Genomic DNA, 18,497 nt, shown 5'->3' on the forward strand with positions numbered 1-18,497 from the left:
GCGAACCGGTTTGGTAATAATAAAAAATCCGTCCTATGGCGCAGCCACTACCTCAGTCTGTGAGAACGGGAGCGAGACTTTAGAGCATGCCATTGAAATCGCAAGCCAATAACTGCCATATTGCACTATTGCCCCAATAAGGGGTCTAGCAGTGAGTAGCTCCATGGTTCGAAAAGCCCGGCGCGGCCCCAAACCGCCCAAGGTTATTATTGGCTGGCAAGAGTGGTGCGCCCTACCCGACCTCAATTTACCCGGCATCTTGGCCAAAATTGATACCGGTGCCAAAACCTCGGCGCTGCATGCGGTAGACATACGTCCTAGCGACAAGGGCGACGATTGGCTCGACTTTAAAGTGCACCCCGTCAGGCGACGGCGACGCCCGGCGATTCAGTGCTCGGCCAAATGCATCGACTACCGAAAAATCACTAGTTCTAACGGCGAAACCGAGAAACGCCCCGTTGTAGAAATGCAGCTGGCCTTGGGAGGCCACACTTTTCTCACCGAAGTCACCCTTACCAACCGTGACGATATGGGATTGCGCATGCTCATTGGCCGGCAGTCATTGAAGAAGCGTTTTATTGTCGACCCCAGCCTATCGTTTTGCTGCGGCACCGAAGACGAAGCCGAGCTGTACCCGAGAGCCAGCCGGTAGTAGCTGAAGGCCTAGCGGTTTAAAAATTAGACGGCGAAAATGGTAAGAGGGCTAAAAAGACAGAGGGCCGGCACGAACTACCGGCCCTCGTTTTTCTGAACTCAGTTAGCTGACACGCTGGGCGCTGCGGGGGCTGTCGCTTCGCCCCGAGCTACGGCGTCCCAAGCCTGCTTAACCACGTAGGCCCGAATCGCATCGGTTTCTTCTTTGGTGAGGCGATCACCCACACCCACCATGCCCCGGGCACTGAGGGCGCCGTCGCGAACTACCGTATCCCAAGCCGCATCGCTGGAAGTCATGGCAGACCAGCGCAAATCGGGCAACACCCCTGAACTGATTGCAAAGGCACCGTGGCACCACTGACAGTTCCCGGCAAACAACTTGAGGCCTTCTGTGTGAAGTGCTTCGTTACCAATGGGGTCACTCTTGGGTGTGCGGGCTATGCCGTTTTCCAGAGGCTTGGGTAACACGCCGTCGCCGCCAATTTTAAAGGTAATGACCCGTCCGGTTTCGGCCGCCACGGCTTCTTCGAAGACCACGCCGTAGACCATGGCAATGGTGCTGCCCCAGCCCGACAAAATGGTGACGTACTGCTCGCCGTCGACCTCGTAGGTCATGGGCGCTGCGCCGGGTCCGCCGACTAGCCCGTGGGCCCAAACGCGCTCGCCGGTCTCGGCATCGTAAGCCACCAGCTCACCCGCTTTGTTGGCTTGAAAGATCAAACCGCTAGAGGTTGAAAGCGTGCCGCCGTTAAAGGGTACGGGGAAGGGTACGGCCCAACGGGCTTCGCCTTTCACCGGATCCCAGGCCAGCAATGAACCACCACCCATTTCACGCAGCCCTTCAATGCCCCCCGCAGGAATCTCTAGCGGCCAGCCGGCATCTTCGCGGTAACCAATGTTCCAATTGCTCTTAATGGGGTCATCGGGGTCTGGATGGCTGTAAACCAATGGCCAAACGTTGGTGGGAATGTAAACCAGCCCCGTATCGGGGTTGTACGACATGGGGTGCCAGTTGTGGGCACCCGTCGGACCGGGCAGCACCACGAAATCTTCGTCGAGGCTACGGGCTCCGGGTACCTCAATGGGTCGGCCGTTTTCATCAATACCTGTTGCCCAGGTCATATCGGTAAAGGCATCGGCCGACAGCAACTCACCCGAGGCTGCGTCTAATACATAGAAGAACCCGTTCTTAGGTGCCTGCATAACAACGCGGCGTGGTGCACCGTCCACACCCAAGGGCAAATCAGCCAACAACATGGGCTGCGTTGCGGTGTAGTCCCACATATCCCGTGGGGTGGTTTGGTAGTGCCACTTATACGCACCGGTGTCGGCATCAACCGCCAAAATTGATGACAGGAACAGATTGTCACCGTTGCCCTCGGGGTCGCGAATCGCCGCATTCCACGGTGAGCCGTTGCCTACGCCCAATAGCACCTGATCATTGACGTGGTCATAAACAATTGCGTCCCAAACCGTACCGCCACCGCCGTCGGTGGTCCAAGCTCCGGTGTCACCCCAGGTCTCGTTGGCGAGTTTGGCAAAAATTTCATCAGAAATTGCGCCGTCGGGCTCTTTGTTGGGGTTGGGCACGGTGTAAAAACGCCACACCAAATCGCCGGTATCGGTATCGTAAGCGGTGACATAGCCACGCACACCCAGCTCAGCACCGCCATTACCAATAATGACTTTGTCCTTAATGACTCGAGGCGCACCGGTAATGGTGTACGGCTTACTTTGGTCAACGGTGACGTTGCTCCAAATCACATCACCGGTTTTGGCGTCCAGGGCTTCCAGTCGACCGTCGAAGACGCCGACAAAAACCTTGCCCTCATATACCGCCAAACCGCGGTTCACGACGTCACAACAACCTTTAGCCGCGTCCTCTCCTGAAACCTCTGGGTCATAAACCCAAATTTCCTCGCCCGTGCGCGCGTCAAGGGCATACACCACCGACCACGAACCGGTCACGTACATCACGCCGTCAACCACAATAGGGGTCGCTTCCACGCCCCGGGGCTTTTTCATATCGTAGACCCAGCCAATACCCAGCTCGGGCAAAGTGTCTCTATTGACCTTGGTTAAGGTCGAGTGCCGTGTCTCATCGTAGGATCCGCCGTAAGTGAGCCACTGCTCGGGCTGCTCGGCAGCGTTGTCTAACCGCGCCTGACTCACCTCGGCCATTGGCCGCGATGCTTCGGCTGCCACTGCCGGCTCGCTACCCGCATTTTCGGTGAGTGCGGTCACGGTGGCTTCTTTATCACCACAGCCCACAAGCAGGGCAAGGCCCACGGTTCCAATTAGCAATTTGGTTTGATTTATCACGACTTTCCTCTTTTGTTGTTTTTTACGAGGGCTCCACCTCCAAGGGCGCATCGATATGGGCGCAACCCAAGTGTCTACCGGATGACACTCCGCAGGGAGGTAGTCACGACGGTCACTAGGCATTCTCGGGTTAACTCTCTGTTCCCTCAGAGATGGAGCGACGAGTGCCTGTCCCCCAGTAGCCAAACACTCAGGGCTAAGATTAGTCGGCCACCGGGCCCGGTGCAACCACGCAACAGACCGTTGCATCACCCTACACTGAAACCACATACCAGCGTCGACCGCCAACCCGACTTTGGGTTAGGGTAGGTCGCCCCCTTACCGCTCAGGAATCTATGCCCCTATGACCCTGCTAGAACTGTTTTCACAACGTTTTGTTGAGCTGGTTTGGGGTACGCCCCTGGTCATTCTTTTATTAGGGGGCGGCTGCTTCTTTTTGGTCTTTTCCCGAGCCCTGCCTTACCGCTATTTGGGACACGCTTTCAGCATTATGCTGGGGCGCTACGAAACCCCCGATCAACCCGGAGAACTTTCCCATCAACAGGCTCTCGCCGCAGCGCTCTCCAATACCATGGGGCTGGGCAATGTCGCAGGCGTTGCCCTGGCCATTGTCGCGGGAGGCCCCGGCGCCGTATTTTGGATGTGGATGTCAGCGGTAATTGGCATTGCCACCAAATTTTTTACCTGCTCACTGGGCGTCATGTACCGAGGCACCGACAGCTTGGGCCAGCTACAAGGGGGGCCCATGTACATTATTCGCGAGGCCTTGCCCCGAGCCTTCTACCCCTTGGCGGTTATGTTTGCTCTGGCGGGACTCATTGGCACCCTGCCCTTGTTTCAGGCCAATCAACTCACGGCCCTCATTGGCGATGCGGTGTTTTCAGGCAACCCTCCCGTCTGGGCGGGCCCCGTAACCGGGGTGGTCCTTGCTGTTGTTGTGGGCAAAGTCATTTTTGGAGGCCTGCCAAGAGTCGCCAAGGTGGCGGTGGCTGCCCTACCCGCCATGGTCATGGTTTATTTGGCTATGACGCTGTGGATTGTGGTCAGCCATATCACCGAGGTGCCCGGGGTACTGGCCAGCATTGTGAGCGAAGCCTTCCAACCCAGCGCTGTCGGTGGCGGTATGCTCGGAGTTATATTAATTGGTGTTAGCCGCGGCGCTTTTTCTAACGAGGCCGGTGTGGGTACCGAAGTTATGGCTCACGGCGCCGCTCGCACTGGCGAACCTGTTCGAGAAGGTTTGTTGGCCGCACTGGGGCCCATTATCGATACCCTTATCGTTTGTACCTGTACGGCACTGGTGATTTTGCTGGCCGGAGATTGGCAGGCTCCGGGTGAACTCTCGGGCATCACCCTCACGGCCAATGCCTTCAGAGCCGAGATGGGCCTACCGGGCATTCTGGCACTGAGCTTTGTCGCGCTAATACTTAGCACCACCACAATGTTTACCGGGTGGTATTACGGTGCCAAGTGCTTTGGCTTTTTGGTAGGAGCCCAGTGGCAACCCTACTTTCGCTGGTTTTTTATTGCCGCTGTAGTCTTTGGTGCCACGGTAAGTATCGACCTTGTCTTTAATCTTATCTCGGGCAGTTACGGGTTAATGGCAATTCCCACCATGATCAGCACGCTGATACTGGCACCCAAAGTAATGGTCGCTGCGAGAGATTATTTCGAGCGCTTAAACAGTTAGTAATACCCCGGTCAACAAAAGGCCTGCAGGCGCCAACAAGCTAGCCATTTAAGCCTGAGGGGCTTGGGGCTTGGGGCTTGGGGCTTGGGGCTTGGGGCTTGGGGCTTGGGGCTTGGGTCAATACAAACAACCACTGGAGTCTTACTGTAAAAAGCGCGCCATCAAATAACAGCGCGCTTTAGTTAGGTAAGCTTCAGAGGCTGTCAATAACGTCCCGCAAGGCGGCCATAAATTGCGCGCCCACAGCACCGTCGATCACGCGATGGTCACAGGACAGGGTCGCCGTGAGTACGGTAGCAATGTCTTGCTCCCCGTCCTTTACCACCACCTTGGGCTCGGCCTTACCCAGCGCAAGAATGGCACCCATGGGTGGGTTAATGATGGCGGTAAATTCTGAAATACCGTACATACCTAGGTTAGATACCGTGAAAGAACCTCCGCTAATGTCATCCTTGGTAAGGCTATTACTACGAGCCTTCTCGGCCAGGGCACCGGTAGCCTGAGCCACCTCAGCTGGAGATTTAGCCTCGACACCGGGAATCGTTGCCGGATACAAGCCGTCATCGGTAGCGATCGCCACGGCAATATTGGCGGCCTCAAACTGATGAATGTCATCACCCACCAAGTTCACGTTAACCCGGGGTTCGCGCATGAGCGCCTGACCAACACACCACACCAGCAGGTCATTAACCGACACCTTGGTATCGCCACTGTCGTTGAGGGTTTTACGATGGGCCATGAGGCCGTCGAGGGCGTAATCGGCACTGAGATAAAAATGGGGAATGGTCTGCTTGGCCTCGGTCAGGCGGCGGGCAATGGTCTTGCGCGTTGGCGAGAGGGGAATCACCTGCACCCCAGCAGCAGCGTCGTTGCCCCCTGCTGCATCCCTAACATCGTCATCAGTAATACGACCCCGTCGACCGGTGCCGGTCACCGTGCTCAGATCCACATTGAGCTCGTCAGCCAATTTTCGTACCGAGGGCGATGACCGGGTATAGGCATCACTAGTTTGTGCCACGGGCTTGGCGGGTTCAGGGGCCGCCTCCGCAGGTGCCTCTGTAGCATCGCCCCCAGCATAGCCGGCAATGAAGGTATCAATGTCGCCGTCACTCACAGCCGCTGGCGCGATAACACCCAACAGGGCACCCACCGGATGGGCGTCGCCAGGCTCTGCCAAAACGCGCCGCAAAACACCGTCCACCGGCGCCTCCCAGACGTTTACAATTTTGTCTGATTCCATCTCAAACACTTCGTCACCCTTGGCAACCGCGTCACCCTGAGACTTGTTCCAGGTGGTAATGGTGCCTTCCACCATTTCGATGCCCCACTTGGGCACCGCAATTGGATAAATATCGCTCAACGTTTCAATCCTCGAGGTCGGACGGCTTCAGGCCATGGTGGCTTTAATAGCAGCTTTAATTTTTGGAATGTCGGGTAGGTATGCGGCTTCCAGTTCGGGAGAGAACGGCGTTGGGCTGTGGGGTGCACAAACCTGCTTAATGGGGCCTTTCAAACTGGAGAAAGCCCGGTCAGCCGCCAGCCCGGCGATGTCAGCGGTTAAACCACAGCGTGGCGGCGCCTCATCGACAACCACCAATCGTCCCGTTGCCTCAACAGACTCCAAAATGGCATTTTCATCCAACGGTGATGTGGTTCGGGGGTCAATCAAATCGCAGCTAATGCCCTCGGCCGCCAGCTCGTCAATGGCCGCCGCCGCCTTGGGAACCATTTGTCCGAAAGCGACCACGGTAACGTCGTCACCCTCGCGCACAAACGCCGCTTCACCAAAGGGAATGGTGTACATCTCATCGGGCACTTCGCAGGCCTCTTGGTAAAGCACCTTGGGTTCAAAGAACAGCACTGGATCGTCGTCGGCAATGGCCGAAAGCAGCAGGCCCTTTGCGTCGTAAGCATTGGAAGGCACCACCACTTTGATGCCAGGAAAGGACGTCATGATCTGGTACATCGCCTGACTGTGCTGACCCGCCGCACTGAAGCCACCACCGGCTGAAAAGCGAATCACCGCGGGGCAACGACTCTTGCCGCCAAACATGTACCGAAACTTCGCCATTTGGTTGACGATTTGATCCATACACACGCCAATAAAGTCCGCAAACATAATTTCGGCGACCGGGCGCATACCCACCAAGGCGGCCCCGGCTGCAGCACCGACAATGGCTGATTCAGAAATTGGGGTATCAATACAGCGGTCGGGCCAACGGTTGTAAATACCCGTCGTCACCCCAAAGACGCCACCCACTGCACCGACTTCTCCAGCACTGCCTTGGCAGCCCGCGACGTCTTCACCAATAACAAACACCGACTCGTCCTGCTCCATGGCCTGGTGCAGGGCTTCATTAATCGCATCGCGCATCGTTTTCTGAGACATGGTCTATTCTCCTCAGGCGCCTGCGCCGTAATTGATATAAACATCTTCGGTCACCTGCTCCGGCGTTGGCCGGGCAGCGGCTTTAGCGTCGGTCACCGCCTGCTCGATAAGGGCCATGACTTCGGCGTCAATCCCATCGAGTACGTCTTGGCTGACCTCACCGCTTTCCACCATGCGGGCGCGGAAATTTTTCAAGCAGCAGCGGTTTTCCCGAAGATCATCGAGTTCGCCCTCGCCCCGATAATGTTGGGGGTCGCCCACGAAGTGCCCGTGATAGCGCCCCTGCTCGGCAAAGACCCCCGCAGGTCCGTTTCCGGCGCGGGCATGGGCAATCGCTTTGCCCGCAGCTTCATGAACCGCAAAGAAATCTGCGCCGTCGGCAACAAATACGGGAAAGCCAAAGGCCTCTGTTCTGGCCTTCAGGTCGTCGCAGCCCACCGCATAACTGATATTGGTGTGCTCAGAGTAATAGTTGTTTTCAATGACAAAGACAGCCGGGGCCTGCAACACCACCGCCATATTCATAGCCTCGAAGCAGGTGCCCTGATTCACCGAGCCATCTCCAGAAAAAGAGACCGCCACTTTGCCGTTCTTGCGTATTTTCGCCGCCAGTGCTGAACCCACGGAAATCGGCGGCCCACCCGCAACAATGCCGTTGGCACCCAAAATGCCCTTGTCGATGTCCGCGACGTGCATAGAGCCGCCCTTGCCTTTGCAAAGGCCCTCAGAAGAGCCAAAGAGTTCTTTCATCATGCCCGAGACATCGGCACCTTTCGCAATACAGTGGCCGTGCCCTCGGTGGGTCGAAATAATGGTGTCACCCATGTCGAGATGAGCACAAACACCAACCGCATTGGCCTCCTGCCCCGTGTAAAGGTGGGTAAAGCCGGGAATTTGACCGTTCATGATCTCGGCGTTCACACGCTCTTCAAATTCACGAATGGTTTTCATCAATCGATAAGCGTCGCTCAGGGCTTCCGTTGGAATGGACACGCGCACCCTCCTCTCTGGATTTAAAATTATTGTGAGGTACCCATTCAGGTGGCAGCATTTGAGGCCCAAGCCTTCTTTAGCGCTACTCGTCAGGTTCCTGATCAGTGCCTACGCTAACCGCTACACAAAAAACCGTCAAGCGTGAATGTTTTAATGATTTTTCGCCTTCAAGGCCATGGGGCGGGTGATTACGGGATTTTTTCTTAGCACTTGAGGGCGGCAATCAACCGGTCTCAAAAACCCGCCCGCCGTCTGCAAACCATTAGCGGATGGATTCAATAGCAAACCTCACGCGGCACATAACACCGGCGACACAGCGCAGGCTTAGAAAACGGCAGCACCGCTGATTTTTTTAGGCCAAAGGTTCCCGTACTAGGGTCAGTTGTTGGCAGTCACTGATCGGAGCACAACAAAGGCACGTATCGTTACTTCTTTTACAACAGACTCACGCAATGCCCGCTGCCCACACGCTTTATAAGTTTTTTGGCCCGCTGGTATTACTGTGCCCACTGCTCATGCCCAGTACCAGCCAGGCGGGCAAGGAGGATTGGACCCTGAGCACACACTACGACGGCAAGCGCTTTTACAACAGTGATGGCAGCGATAAGCACCTTGGCGATGTGAGTCGCTTTATCTGGACCAGCCTTGCCAATGAGAAGCCCTGGCCAAAGTGGCGGGAGAACCCCCCCGCCGATCCAATTGCTGAACGGGTTACCTCGGGGCTTCGCGCGACCTACATCAACCACGCAACGGTGCTGATTCAAGTTGCGGGCCTCAACATACTCACCGACCCCGTGTGGTCAAAACGCGTGAGCCCGGTTGCTTTTGCCGGACCCAAACGCGTGAGAGCTCCAGGCATCCCCATTAGCGACCTGCCGGAGATTGATCTTATTCTGATCAGTCACAACCATTACGATCACCTTGACACCCAAAGCCTCAAAGCCATTCGCGCACGCCAGGAACAGGCCCCGTTAATCATTAGCGGTCTAGGTAATCAAAAATTACTGCGCAAATTGGGCTATGAGACCGCTGTCGAACTCGACTGGAATGAATCAAGAACCCTGGGCGAAACCACCGTCCACTTTGTGGAGTGTCAGCATCGGTCCGGCCGAGGCGTCTTCGATCAAATGAAAACTCTCTGGGGATCATTTGTGTTGGAAACCCCCGCAGGCAACCTCTATTTTGCCGGTGACACCGGCTATTCACCGCATTTTCGCGAGCAAGGTGAACGCTGGGGGCCCTTCGCCCTTACCCTGCTACCCATTGGCGCCTATGAACCCCGATGGTTTATGAAGGATGTGCACCTGAACCCACAGGAAGCTGTTCAAGCTCACCTCGATCTTCAAAGCCAGCAAAGCCTGGGCATTCACTTTGGGGTTTTCCAACTTACCTGGGAAGCGATTGACGAGCCGGCTGAAGATTTAGCGTCGGCCCTTACTGACCAAGGATTAGCCAGCGAAACCTTTTGGGTGTTGGAGCCGGGCCAAGGTGCCTCCCTCGAGGGACGTGAGTAAATAAACGCCATCACTGCCAAAAATTATTCTGCGCTTGATCTCACTCAAGCGCGCTGTGCCCCCGCCCATGAGGCTAGGGTAACGCTGACGCAACTTTTGTTGCTGGCGCTGGCACCTGCTTCGAAAAATAATCGTTGAGCGCCACGAGCACCGGCGCCATAGCCGATTTCGATTCTTCTAAAGTAAGGCCCAAGCGCACCACGACCAGCTCAGCTTCAGGCATCACCACCACAAATTGTCCCGAATTACCCCCCGAGTAAAAGGTGTTTTCAGACAAGTCAGGAAAGATACGCTGCTCGGTATTTAGCCAAAACCCCAAGCCGTAGTTCGCTCCTCCCACGCTATCCCCGGGGGTCACAGCCGTTCGCTGCCAACCTTGTGACAACAGCGCGTCTCGACCGTGCCAGGCATCGAGCCACCATTGGCCCACTCGTGCCCAGTCTCTGGCCGTGAGATTGGCGAAGCTTGAACCCACCTGAAATCCCGCTACATCGGGCTCTAGCAGAGGCTCGGTTAGGGCCAGTGGCGCATAAACTTCACGCTGCAACCAGTCTATGTAAGGTTCATCCCCCAGCGTGTTCTGCCAAAGGAAGGACACGACGTTGGTATCACCACTGGAATACGAAAATACCTTGCCCGGTTCATGTCGCTGCCCCAGACCCACAGGCACCTGCCACATAGGCCCGTGTCCATAGAGCATCTCGGTGACATCGTCACCGGGAAAGTAGCGCTCCTCGAAATCGAGCCCGCTGGTCATCGACATTAAGTGCTTGAGGGTCATGGCCTCTGACAGCCCCGCAAACGTTTTTGGGGGAACGCCAAGCGCAGTCAGGCGAGCGGCGACATTATCGGTGAGTGCTAGATCGCCTTTGGCAACCTGAATACCCACAAACGAGGCCATCAAGCTCTTATTCATGGACCAACCTTGCAATCGGGTGCTCGGGGCCACGGGGTCCGCGTAACGTTCGGCGACGAGTTGTCCTCGGTGCATAACGACCATAGCCAAAGTGTTGCGTCCACCGCCGCTGGGTTCTGCAAAGGCATCGTCGACAATTTGGGTCAGAGCTTGGGGTGTCGCGGTGTGCTGCGCAGACGTCGTTTGAGTCTTGCTCTGTGCCCCTAGATCCGAAGCCAGAGAGGGCGCCGCAGGATTGGGGGTGGCACTTTCTGCGATATCACCATGCAAGGTACAGCCATATCCCGCGCGGTAAGTCGCTTCGGCTTGCGCCGTCAGCACTCGGGCTGAAGCCGTAGCACCGTTAATGTCTGTCGTCAGAAACCGGGATAACAACGGCACGGTAGCGAGGCGAGGTTCAATGTCATTGTCCAGCACAAACCTAGCGGGCAACCCGCTCACGAAAACACCCGAGCACAGCTGTTTCGCCGCGTAACCCACACCCACTTTACCCGCCGAATGCACCACCGCCATGACACCGCCAATGGCCAGCAGTACCAACACCCAAAACACCCGCATGACTCGCCCTCTTTGCGTTAAAGGCACAGTTTATGCCTATCCTGCCGTGTTGTGTGAACAGGGTTAGAACTGCGCTAGACCAACAGTTCAGAATGGAGCCGGGGGGCCAGCAACCGTATTATCAGGCTGGCCCGCAAGAATATGAGCCAGCACCATCAGCCCCGAGCGCAGTGTTTCAATGGGTAGGCGGCCTACAGCCTGTGTCTGCAGCGCATCGAGAAACCATGGATTATTGATCTCCCTCTCTTTAGCCTGAATAACATGCTGCACAGCAAGGGCCAGCTGTTCGTACTCCTGCTGCTGTTTCGCTTCCCGGGATCTCAAGAGAGCAAAGGATTGACGCAGGGCCGGACTCAACCCGGCTTGACCGCGTAAATCGTCTATTTGCTCAATCCGCAGTCGGCATAGCGCTGCTTGCTCCAACGGGGCCAACTCCCAAAGACAAGAGTCCTGGTTGCCGACGATGCTCCCCCCCAAGTCCAAACACGCTGCTGCCGTCCACTGCGCTGTTTCATTTTTTAAAAATTCGTATTGCTTTTCAGACCAGCTAAAACGAAATCGACCCAGAACTGCTGCACGACAATAAACAAGCGCTGCCTCTGCCTCGGTTGCGTTAGCACCCAGCGCCGGTTCTGTCACGCCATCAAAGTTTAGTGCGGTTTGCCGCCAGGGCAAGGGGCATGGGGTTATCGGTCAAAATCATAAAGCGGCACCTCCTTGGTGTTATTCAGTGGCTGCACCTCCGGATGAATGACCGGCATTTGCTAAACCTTAAGCGTGCCTAGCGTGTTAGTTTGGCGCAGTACTAGAGATATTGGAGCGATGTGCGTTTTTTGGCTGTGCTTTTATCGCCAACCGCTTGGCCTCAGGCGCCAAATGACCCAAGACCTCTCACAAACACCGAGTTCAGAGTGATAAGGACGAAAACCATGATCCAGGGAACCTATTCGGTGTTAGCGACGCATCTGCGTATGGTCCTGCGCTGGCTGGAAGCTCAGGGGGAACCCGCACAACAACACTTTGAGCGCCATGGCTTAGACATAAACGCGTTGCAGCAGCCTAGGGAGCGCTTTTGTGCCGAGGCGGTCGATGCCCTACTGGCTGATTTGCGAGATCAGTTTCAACGTCCATGCCTGGGTACAGAACTCGCTGAATTTCATCGACTGAGTGACACCCACGCTTTGGGAATTACCCTGCTTGCCTCAGACGATGGCTTGGCAGCCCTAGAACGGGGTCTGCGATATCAGCGGTTGCTCTCCACAGGGGCACCCATGCACCTCGAGGAACAGAAAAATCAGGTGGCGCTAGTCTTTTCTCCCGTGACTTTTCAATTATCCAGAGACGTTCTTGGCACTTACATGATCGCCATGATCTGGCGCAGTATGCAAATGGCCGCACCCCCAGCACTGCAACCACTCAAGATAGAACTGGCCGGCCCAGAGCCTGATAACCGGCATTTTGAAACTGCTATGGGCTGTAAGGTCGTTTGGTCTCAAAATCGGACCGCTATGGTTTTTGACAAGGCGCAGTTGCAGGAACCTTGGCATATGCGCAACTCCGAGATAATTCGTAGCAACGAACCTATGCTCGATAATTTATTGCGATCCCTCAAAACGGGAGATATTGCTGGCCGGGTGCGCTGGCAGCTACTCGATGCACTCGATGAGCAATTGCCCTCGGAAGAAGCGATCGCACAAGCACTCCACATGAGTCCCCGCACCCTGCAGCGCCGGCTGAAATCGGAAAACACCTCCTATGGCAAGGTAGTACAGGAAACTCGAATGCAGTTAGCTCAACAACTGCTGGCGTCACCCGATGTTTCAGCAACAGAAGTTGGCCTCGCCTGCGGCTTTTCCGATGCCTCGGCCTTTACCCGAGCCTTCAAGCGGTGGACCGGCACCACCCCCAGCGACTATCGCAGTGGTATGCGCGAGACCGCTAGCTCGTAGCAAAAGGGTCAGAAATCGACGAGACTCTGTTACAACTCAAAGAAGCCACTTACGAGAACTCACAACGCCCATGACTATTTATAAAAGCCTCATGATCAAAAACCGCTATGCCAGTGCTGTCGCAGCCCTAGCGCTCTTCCTACTTATGGGCCTATCACTGCCTACTGCAGCCGAGGAACCTGCGACTGATCGGGTTGTCATCAATGCCTTACTGGACGGTCTGCACGACGATGCGGCACAAGCCCGGTTTGCCGATTACTTCGCCCGATACACCGCCGACGCGGTTTTTTTGGGCACCGATCGAAATGAGCGCTGGACCATTCCTGAGTTTAAGGCCTACGCAAAACCGGTTTTCGATGAGGGCCGGGGCTGGACCTATCATGTTGTTGAACGCCATCTAGAAGGCACCGGTTCCATCCGCTGGTTTGACGAGGTACTGCACAATGACAAGTTGGGGCACTGTCGAGGCACAGGGGTCGTCCTTAGCACCCCCGAAGGCTGGCGGATTGCCCACTATGCGCTGACTATGCTCATTCCCAACAGCATTGCTGCTGAAGTGGGCGGTCAAACCCAAGCCGCCGAGGGTGTCAGCGCTGCGCCCTAAATCTTCGAAGGTTTGCGGGGATCATGTGCCGCTACGATGTGGATTACGGTGCGCGGGAGCTTCCCGCAAGGACCAGACCTGAGTGACAAGGGCCCCTCCGGATTCAAGCTTGCGTTAATGCGCGCTTAGGCGAGTGGTTAAAGCGCCACTCCCTCAGCTTTCAGCAGGGTTTCAAGGGGCTCTAGGTGGTGACGATAATGTTCCCAAACGTTGACCGCGCTGCTGTAGATCGGTTGGCGAACTTGCTCGGAGCTGGCGGTGCGAATCGCACGATCTTTCTCGTAGTAGCGCAAACACGCCTCTTCGAAAGGTAAGCCGCAGTGGGCCAGCAAACCCGCCACTTGAGAATCAAGGTCCCTTACCACTTCCTCGTACTGCACAGTCAGCAAGCCACCGGGAAACGCACCGTGCCAATGGTCCATTAGACGCAGATAATCGGCGTAGTAATGGCCAATCTCCTCGAGACCGTAAGTAAACTCCTGACCTCGGGCAAAGAGCTGCTTAAAGTTGGCAAAGCACGCCGCCATGGGGTGACGTCGTGCGTCTATGATCGTCGCGTTGGGCAAGATGGCTTTGATCAATCCAATGTGTACCCAGTTATTGGGGAGCTTGTCGACAAAATACGGTTTATCCGTCCGGTACGCCGCCGCGCGATCTAAGTATCGCTGACCCATGGCCGTGCGCTCATCGACAGAGAGCTCAATGAGGCTGCTGGGGTAAAGGCTCTCTTCAGAGCGTTTGCGAACTCCAGAGATATCACTGGCGATACGGCCAATAAAAGGCAGCTCTGCAGTCGCTTCAACCTGAGAATGACTGGCTAAGATTTGCTCCAACAGCGTGGATCCGGCTCGGGGCAATCCCAATATAAAAATAGGGGCATTAGAAGGGTGTCCCGGACGCTCCAGAAGAGAGCTGCCGCAATGCTCAATCATGGCATCGACGCGCTCGCGGGTTCCCTCAGGTTTATAGGCACTGAACTGCCGCTTAATGGCATTGCCCTCGTCGTAGGCTTTAAAGGATGCGTCATAATCGCCGCGGTCCTCATGGGCTTTGCCCAAAGCAAAGGCGAGGTGATATTTGTTGGGGCCAGGACGATCGAGCGCCGCATACTCGCTCACCATGGTCTCAAGCAAAGCGTCATCAAACTCGACGGTTTTGAGGTTGGCGAGGCTCCAGTAGGCCTCACCGGCCCCAGATTCCACGGCAATGGCACGACGATAAGCGTCAGCGGCTTCATCACCCTTACCGCCATAACGTAACGCGTGACCGTAACTGGTGAGAATACCCGCGTTCTCCGGAACCTCCTTGAGCACCTCGGCGTACTGCTCGTGGGCGTCTTGAAAGCGCCCGGCCATAGCCAACACCGACGCGTACTGCACTTTATGCGTGAGCTTTTCGGGCTCCTTAGACCTCAGGTGCGCGCAGGCCTCAAGCGCTTTGGCAAACTCCTGATGCCTCGCCAAGGCCGTCACAAAATTAGCTCGGGCAATGTGAAAATCTGGAGCCAACTCAAGGCAGCGTTCCAGCAGGTTGATCGACTCATCAAGCACGCCCAAATTAATGCCAATTTCAGCCAGTAAACGAATGGCATCGACATCATGAGGGCGGCGTTTTAAATACTCGCGACAAATGCCTTCCGCAGCCCCGAGGCGCCCGGCACCCACGAGGTCCAGAGCTTTCTGCAACAAGGGGTCTAAGCCCTTCTGGCGGATCATTTGCCGATACGCTTCCGCAGCCGCCGCGTCATCACCTTCTTCAGCACAGACCTCATAAAGGTCACGCCAAGCTGCGGCGTAATCGGGTTTTAGACCCACAGCGCGCTCAAGCGCCTGCCTAGCGACAGTCAGGCGACCCATTCCCCGCAACGCAAGACCTAGCTCGTGATGCGCTGACTCCAATTCAGGGTCCGCCTCAATCACCTGACGCAGCAGCGGCTCTGCCGCCGCAAACTCCTCGGATCGCCGCAGGGCAAAGCCGTGCACCAAAATCAATCGAAAATCATTCGGGTCTAGTGCACGGGCCTCGGCACAGAGATCTCGAGCGCGCTCGGGCTCATTGTTTCGCAGCGCAGCACGTGCCTGCTCAAAAAGGGGCTCAATAGAAGACATAAACGTTGAGTCATTAATACTTGTTTGGAACACCGCAATGAGTATGCGGTGGACGTCGCACTAACGCAAAGGGCGTCCCTAAAGACGCCCTTTGCGGTTTTCATGCATAGCCGTGACTTAGAACGACTGGCGCCAGCGCACACCAATACTGCGAGGCTGGTTTACCTGTTCACGCGTGTCCCAGTTGACCGCGTTAATCCAAACAACGCCACGCTCGTCAGTGACGTTCTGAACATAGACTTCAGCCGTCCAAGTGTCCCTCTGAAGACCCAGCGCAGTATTCAGCACGTCATAGGAGGGCTGCTCCCGCAATTCGTTCTGTGCTGAGCCACCATCGAATAATGTGTTGGTCGACTTCCCGGTGTACATGTAAGACGCCTGTACAAACCAATCCTGCATGAAGTCGTAACGCGTTGTCAGATTGAACTTCACGTCGGGAACCCGAGGAAGATCCGTGCCTGAAGCGGCATCGGGCTCTGGGCTGCTGGGATTACGTCGGTAATCTGAAGTCAGGGTTGAGTCGAGGAAACTCGCCGCGCCCGTCACACTCCAGTTATCGGTAATCATGGCCGCGAAATCAAATTCGAAGCCGTTGCTTTCGGCATTACCCACGTTGTAGGTCAGCGTAATAGGCGAGATTGACGTATCGAGACGTGAGAACTGGAAGTCCTCCCAGTCCTGCCAGAACGCCGCAGCATTCAAACGGAGTCGACCGTCAAACAGCTCAGATTTAAAGCCAACCTCAACAGCGGTCAGGAAGTCTGATGTGAATTCACAACCGATATTGATCGAGCCCTGACCGGGCAGACCATCGGGGATACGCGTCTGACAGAAACGATTCAGGCCGCCGGGTCGATAACCCTCACCCCATGTGGTGTACAGCATGATGTCATCGGTCACCTGCCAATCGGCAGCAATACGATACACCTCATCTTTGCTATCGGTCACACGACTGTCTGGCGCACAAGAATCGCCGTAGTTACTGGCTGGGCGATCTCCCTGCGGGCCAAAGCCGCCGCAAGGCCAAAACACCGTGCCAGAGAAACCGTCTAGTGAGCTCTCGTAGTCAAATTGCCGCGCACTACCCGTCAGCGTTAAGCGGTCGGTAATATCAAAAGACACCTCACCAAAAATGGCGGTCTCTTCATAGAGCCGCTCAAAGTCGGTAGTCCAATAAATGTCGGGGGCATCAACGGCCGCCTGTGGCGTTTCTGCCAATCCCAGCACGTGCCACTCGTAGTCGTTGGTGCCCTCTACGTCGACATAGTAGAAACCCGCCATATAACGGAAACGCTTGTCTGGGTCTGACGCATAACGGACCTCAAAGGTTTGACGTCCCTGGTTGCTCTCCTGCGTGAACTGCTCGCGTGGATCGCCGCAAGTTCCGAAGTAACTGACGTAACAGTTGTAATAGGGATCAACAAAGCCCTGAGACACGTAGTAATCACTGTACAGCGAGTAATCGGCGTACACCTCAATATCGCGATCAAGATCGGCTGCTGTGGCAGTTAATGTGCCGCCAAAGAGCTCACCTTCAATTTTTGCCGAGAATTGGGTCCACTTGTCGGTCATGGACTCGGGCAACAACTGCATAACCTGCAAATCGCCAATAGTGGGGTCGTGATCCCAAACACCCTCACGATCGAGATCCTGCATCATCGCAGTGGCGGTAAAGGTCCAAGAGTCATTCAGGTCAACCCTAAGCGCCGCACGGCCACCATAAGTTGTCGCTTCGTTGAAATTCTCCTTGGCAATGTCGGCGTTACTCGCCGTAAAGTCTGAGGCAATGTCTCTCAGAGGGCTGCCCTCGGGAAGACCCGCGCGAATGTAACCACGCTTGAAGGTATGGGAGCCTTGAACGTTGTCGATATAGCCGCCGTCGTGCTTGTAATATCCCATGACTCTCAAAGCGGCACGCTCACCGATTGGAATGTTCACAAAGCCTTCGGCGCGATAGCTAGGGTCACCGCTCTTAACCTGGCTGGTATCAAGACTGTAACCGCCCGAAAATTCACCGAGTTCAGGCTGGTTAGTGATGATACGCATAGCACCCGACTGGGCGTTGGCACCAAAGGTTGTGCCCTGAGGCCCCGCCAAAACTTCAATACGATTGACGTCATAAATGTGCGGGTTTAGATAGTTACCCACCAAAGTCACCGGCTGTTCATCGAGGTATACCGCAACACTGGGGTTTGCGCCCAGGGTGCTCTCGCCACCACTCGATACGCCGCGAATATAGATATTGCCCGAACCTGGACCCAAAGTGACGTAGCTAACGTTGGGCAGCATCATCAGATAATCTTCCATATCTGTGATATTGAGGTCCTGAAGCTGGGTCTCCCCCAACACCGATACGCTCATCGGTACTTCCTGAACGCTCTCGGCACGACGTGTCGCAGTTACCACGACTTCTTCGATCTGTGCTTGAGCGACGCCGGGAATGGCGACCCCAGCAACGCCTACAGCACCACAGGCAGCGGCAACAGCCAGAGCCAGTGGTCGGTTACTGCGCCGTGGACGGTAAGCATGTTGATGATTAATAGCTTTCATAATTAGTGATCCCCCTTTGGCCAAGAACACAGCAAGCCGCGCCCCTGACACACCTCAATTTGACCCATGGAAATAGGCCATTTAACGCTTGTCTCATTTTTGTTTAGTTATAGCGCGATTAACGTCCACAAATCAAATACTGAGCACCCTTGCCAAACTGCCGCCGATAGGGATAGGCCTAAAAATCACTCTGTAATCCCGCCCGCAAATTTATGCCCCAAAACCATAAAAAATTGTAGGATTCCCAAAA

The 18,497-nt window shown here is 55.6% G+C and carries 13 protein-coding genes; 5 read left to right on the forward strand and 8 right to left on the reverse strand.

What is annotated here, in order from left to right; all coding sequences use genetic code 11:
• Positions 1–163 precede the first annotated feature (163 nt).
• The gene (locus tag ACMAZB_RS14460) at positions 164–652 is read left to right on the forward strand and encodes an ATP-dependent zinc protease family protein (RefSeq protein WP_435218174.1); all 489 of its coding nucleotides are present in this window, start codon (positions 164–166) and stop codon (positions 650–652) included.
• 101 nt (positions 653–753) lie between these two features.
• Here the strand turns inward: ACMAZB_RS14460 and ACMAZB_RS14465 are convergent, their stop codons facing one another.
• Complete coding sequence (locus ACMAZB_RS14465; protein WP_435218176.1) at positions 754–2,976, reverse strand: PQQ-dependent dehydrogenase, methanol/ethanol family; 2,223 nt, start codon at positions 2,974–2,976, stop codon at positions 754–756.
• A gap of 343 nt (positions 2,977–3,319) precedes the next feature.
• Between ACMAZB_RS14465 and ACMAZB_RS14470 the strand changes: the two genes are divergently transcribed.
• Complete coding sequence (locus tag ACMAZB_RS14470; protein ID WP_435218177.1) at positions 3,320–4,666, forward strand: alanine/glycine:cation symporter family protein; 1,347 nt, start codon at positions 3,320–3,322, stop codon at positions 4,664–4,666.
• Positions 4,667–4,859: 193 nt separating this feature from the next.
• Here the strand turns inward: ACMAZB_RS14470 and ACMAZB_RS14475 are convergent, their stop codons facing one another.
• The 3 genes from ACMAZB_RS14475 to ACMAZB_RS14485 are packed head-to-tail and all read right to left on the reverse strand — an operon-like array spanning position 4,860 to position 8,048.
• On the reverse strand, positions 4,860–6,026 hold the full coding sequence (locus ACMAZB_RS14475) for a dihydrolipoamide acetyltransferase family protein (protein ID WP_435218179.1): 1,167 nt from the start codon (positions 6,024–6,026) through the stop codon (positions 4,860–4,862).
• Between the two features lie 27 nt (positions 6,027–6,053).
• The gene (locus ACMAZB_RS14480) at positions 6,054–7,055 is read right to left on the reverse strand and encodes an alpha-ketoacid dehydrogenase subunit beta (RefSeq protein ID WP_435212975.1); all 1,002 of its coding nucleotides are present in this window, start codon (positions 7,053–7,055) and stop codon (positions 6,054–6,056) included.
• Positions 7,056–7,067: 12 nt separating this feature from the next.
• Positions 7,068–8,048, reverse strand: coding sequence for a thiamine pyrophosphate-dependent dehydrogenase E1 component subunit alpha (locus ACMAZB_RS14485; RefSeq protein ID WP_435218180.1), 981 nt, complete (start codon positions 8,046–8,048; stop codon positions 7,068–7,070).
• 452 nt (positions 8,049–8,500) lie between these two features.
• On the opposite strand from ACMAZB_RS14485, the gene ACMAZB_RS14490 reads away from it, so the two are divergent.
• The gene (locus ACMAZB_RS14490) at positions 8,501–9,562 is read left to right on the forward strand and encodes an MBL fold metallo-hydrolase (RefSeq protein ID WP_435218182.1); all 1,062 of its coding nucleotides are present in this window, start codon (positions 8,501–8,503) and stop codon (positions 9,560–9,562) included.
• 73 nt (positions 9,563–9,635) lie between these two features.
• Here the strand turns inward: ACMAZB_RS14490 and ACMAZB_RS14495 are convergent, their stop codons facing one another.
• Entirely contained in the window at positions 9,636–11,063 is a 1,428-nt protein-coding gene (locus ACMAZB_RS14495) for a serine hydrolase domain-containing protein (RefSeq protein ID WP_435218183.1), read from the reverse strand.
• A 60-nt stretch (positions 11,064–11,123) separates the two neighbouring features.
• The gene (locus tag ACMAZB_RS14500) at positions 11,124–11,675 is read right to left on the reverse strand and encodes a hypothetical protein (RefSeq protein WP_435218185.1); all 552 of its coding nucleotides are present in this window, start codon (positions 11,673–11,675) and stop codon (positions 11,124–11,126) included.
• Between the two features lie 290 nt (positions 11,676–11,965).
• On the opposite strand from ACMAZB_RS14500, the gene ACMAZB_RS14505 reads away from it, so the two are divergent.
• The gene (locus ACMAZB_RS14505) at positions 11,966–12,985 is read left to right on the forward strand and encodes an AraC family transcriptional regulator ligand-binding domain-containing protein (RefSeq protein ID WP_435218186.1); all 1,020 of its coding nucleotides are present in this window, start codon (positions 11,966–11,968) and stop codon (positions 12,983–12,985) included.
• Positions 12,986–13,055: 70 nt separating this feature from the next.
• Positions 13,056–13,589, forward strand: coding sequence for a nuclear transport factor 2 family protein (locus tag ACMAZB_RS14510; protein ID WP_435218188.1), 534 nt, complete (start codon positions 13,056–13,058; stop codon positions 13,587–13,589).
• A 137-nt stretch (positions 13,590–13,726) separates the two neighbouring features.
• Here the strand turns inward: ACMAZB_RS14510 and ACMAZB_RS14515 are convergent, their stop codons facing one another.
• Positions 13,727–15,697 (reverse strand): tetratricopeptide repeat-containing sulfotransferase family protein, encoded by a 1,971-nt coding sequence (locus ACMAZB_RS14515; protein ID WP_435218189.1) that lies wholly within the window; start codon positions 15,695–15,697, stop codon positions 13,727–13,729.
• 117 nt (positions 15,698–15,814) lie between these two features.
• On the reverse strand, positions 15,815–18,247 hold the full coding sequence (locus ACMAZB_RS14520) for a TonB-dependent receptor (RefSeq protein ID WP_435218190.1): 2,433 nt from the start codon (positions 18,245–18,247) through the stop codon (positions 15,815–15,817).
• Positions 18,248–18,497 lie beyond the last annotated feature (250 nt).

Source organism: Luminiphilus sp. nBUS_07 (assembly GCF_051201685.1).
Lineage (GTDB): Bacteria > Pseudomonadota > Gammaproteobacteria > Pseudomonadales > Halieaceae > Luminiphilus.

Bases quoted from the DNA above. Each gene is read 5' to 3' on its own strand.
- ACMAZB_RS14470 (WP_435218177.1), top strand. From the start codon at position 3,320: ATGACCCTGCTAGAACTGTTTTCACAACGTTTTGTTGAGCTGGTTTGG.
- ACMAZB_RS14520 (WP_435218190.1), bottom strand. From the start codon at position 18,247: ATGAAAGCTATTAATCATCAACATGCTTACCGTCCACGGCGCAGTAAC.
- ACMAZB_RS14510 (WP_435218188.1), top strand. From the start codon at position 13,056: ATGACTATTTATAAAAGCCTCATGATCAAAAACCGCTATGCCAGTGCT.
- ACMAZB_RS14490 (WP_435218182.1), top strand. From the start codon at position 8,501: ATGCCCGCTGCCCACACGCTTTATAAGTTTTTTGGCCCGCTGGTATTA.
- ACMAZB_RS14515 (WP_435218189.1), bottom strand. From the start codon at position 15,697: ATGTCTTCTATTGAGCCCCTTTTTGAGCAGGCACGTGCTGCGCTGCGA.
- ACMAZB_RS14505 (WP_435218186.1), top strand. From the start codon at position 11,966: ATGATCCAGGGAACCTATTCGGTGTTAGCGACGCATCTGCGTATGGTC.
- ACMAZB_RS14460 (WP_435218174.1), top strand. From the start codon at position 164: ATGGTTCGAAAAGCCCGGCGCGGCCCCAAACCGCCCAAGGTTATTATT.
- ACMAZB_RS14480 (WP_435212975.1), bottom strand. From the start codon at position 7,055: ATGTCTCAGAAAACGATGCGCGATGCGATTAATGAAGCCCTGCACCAG.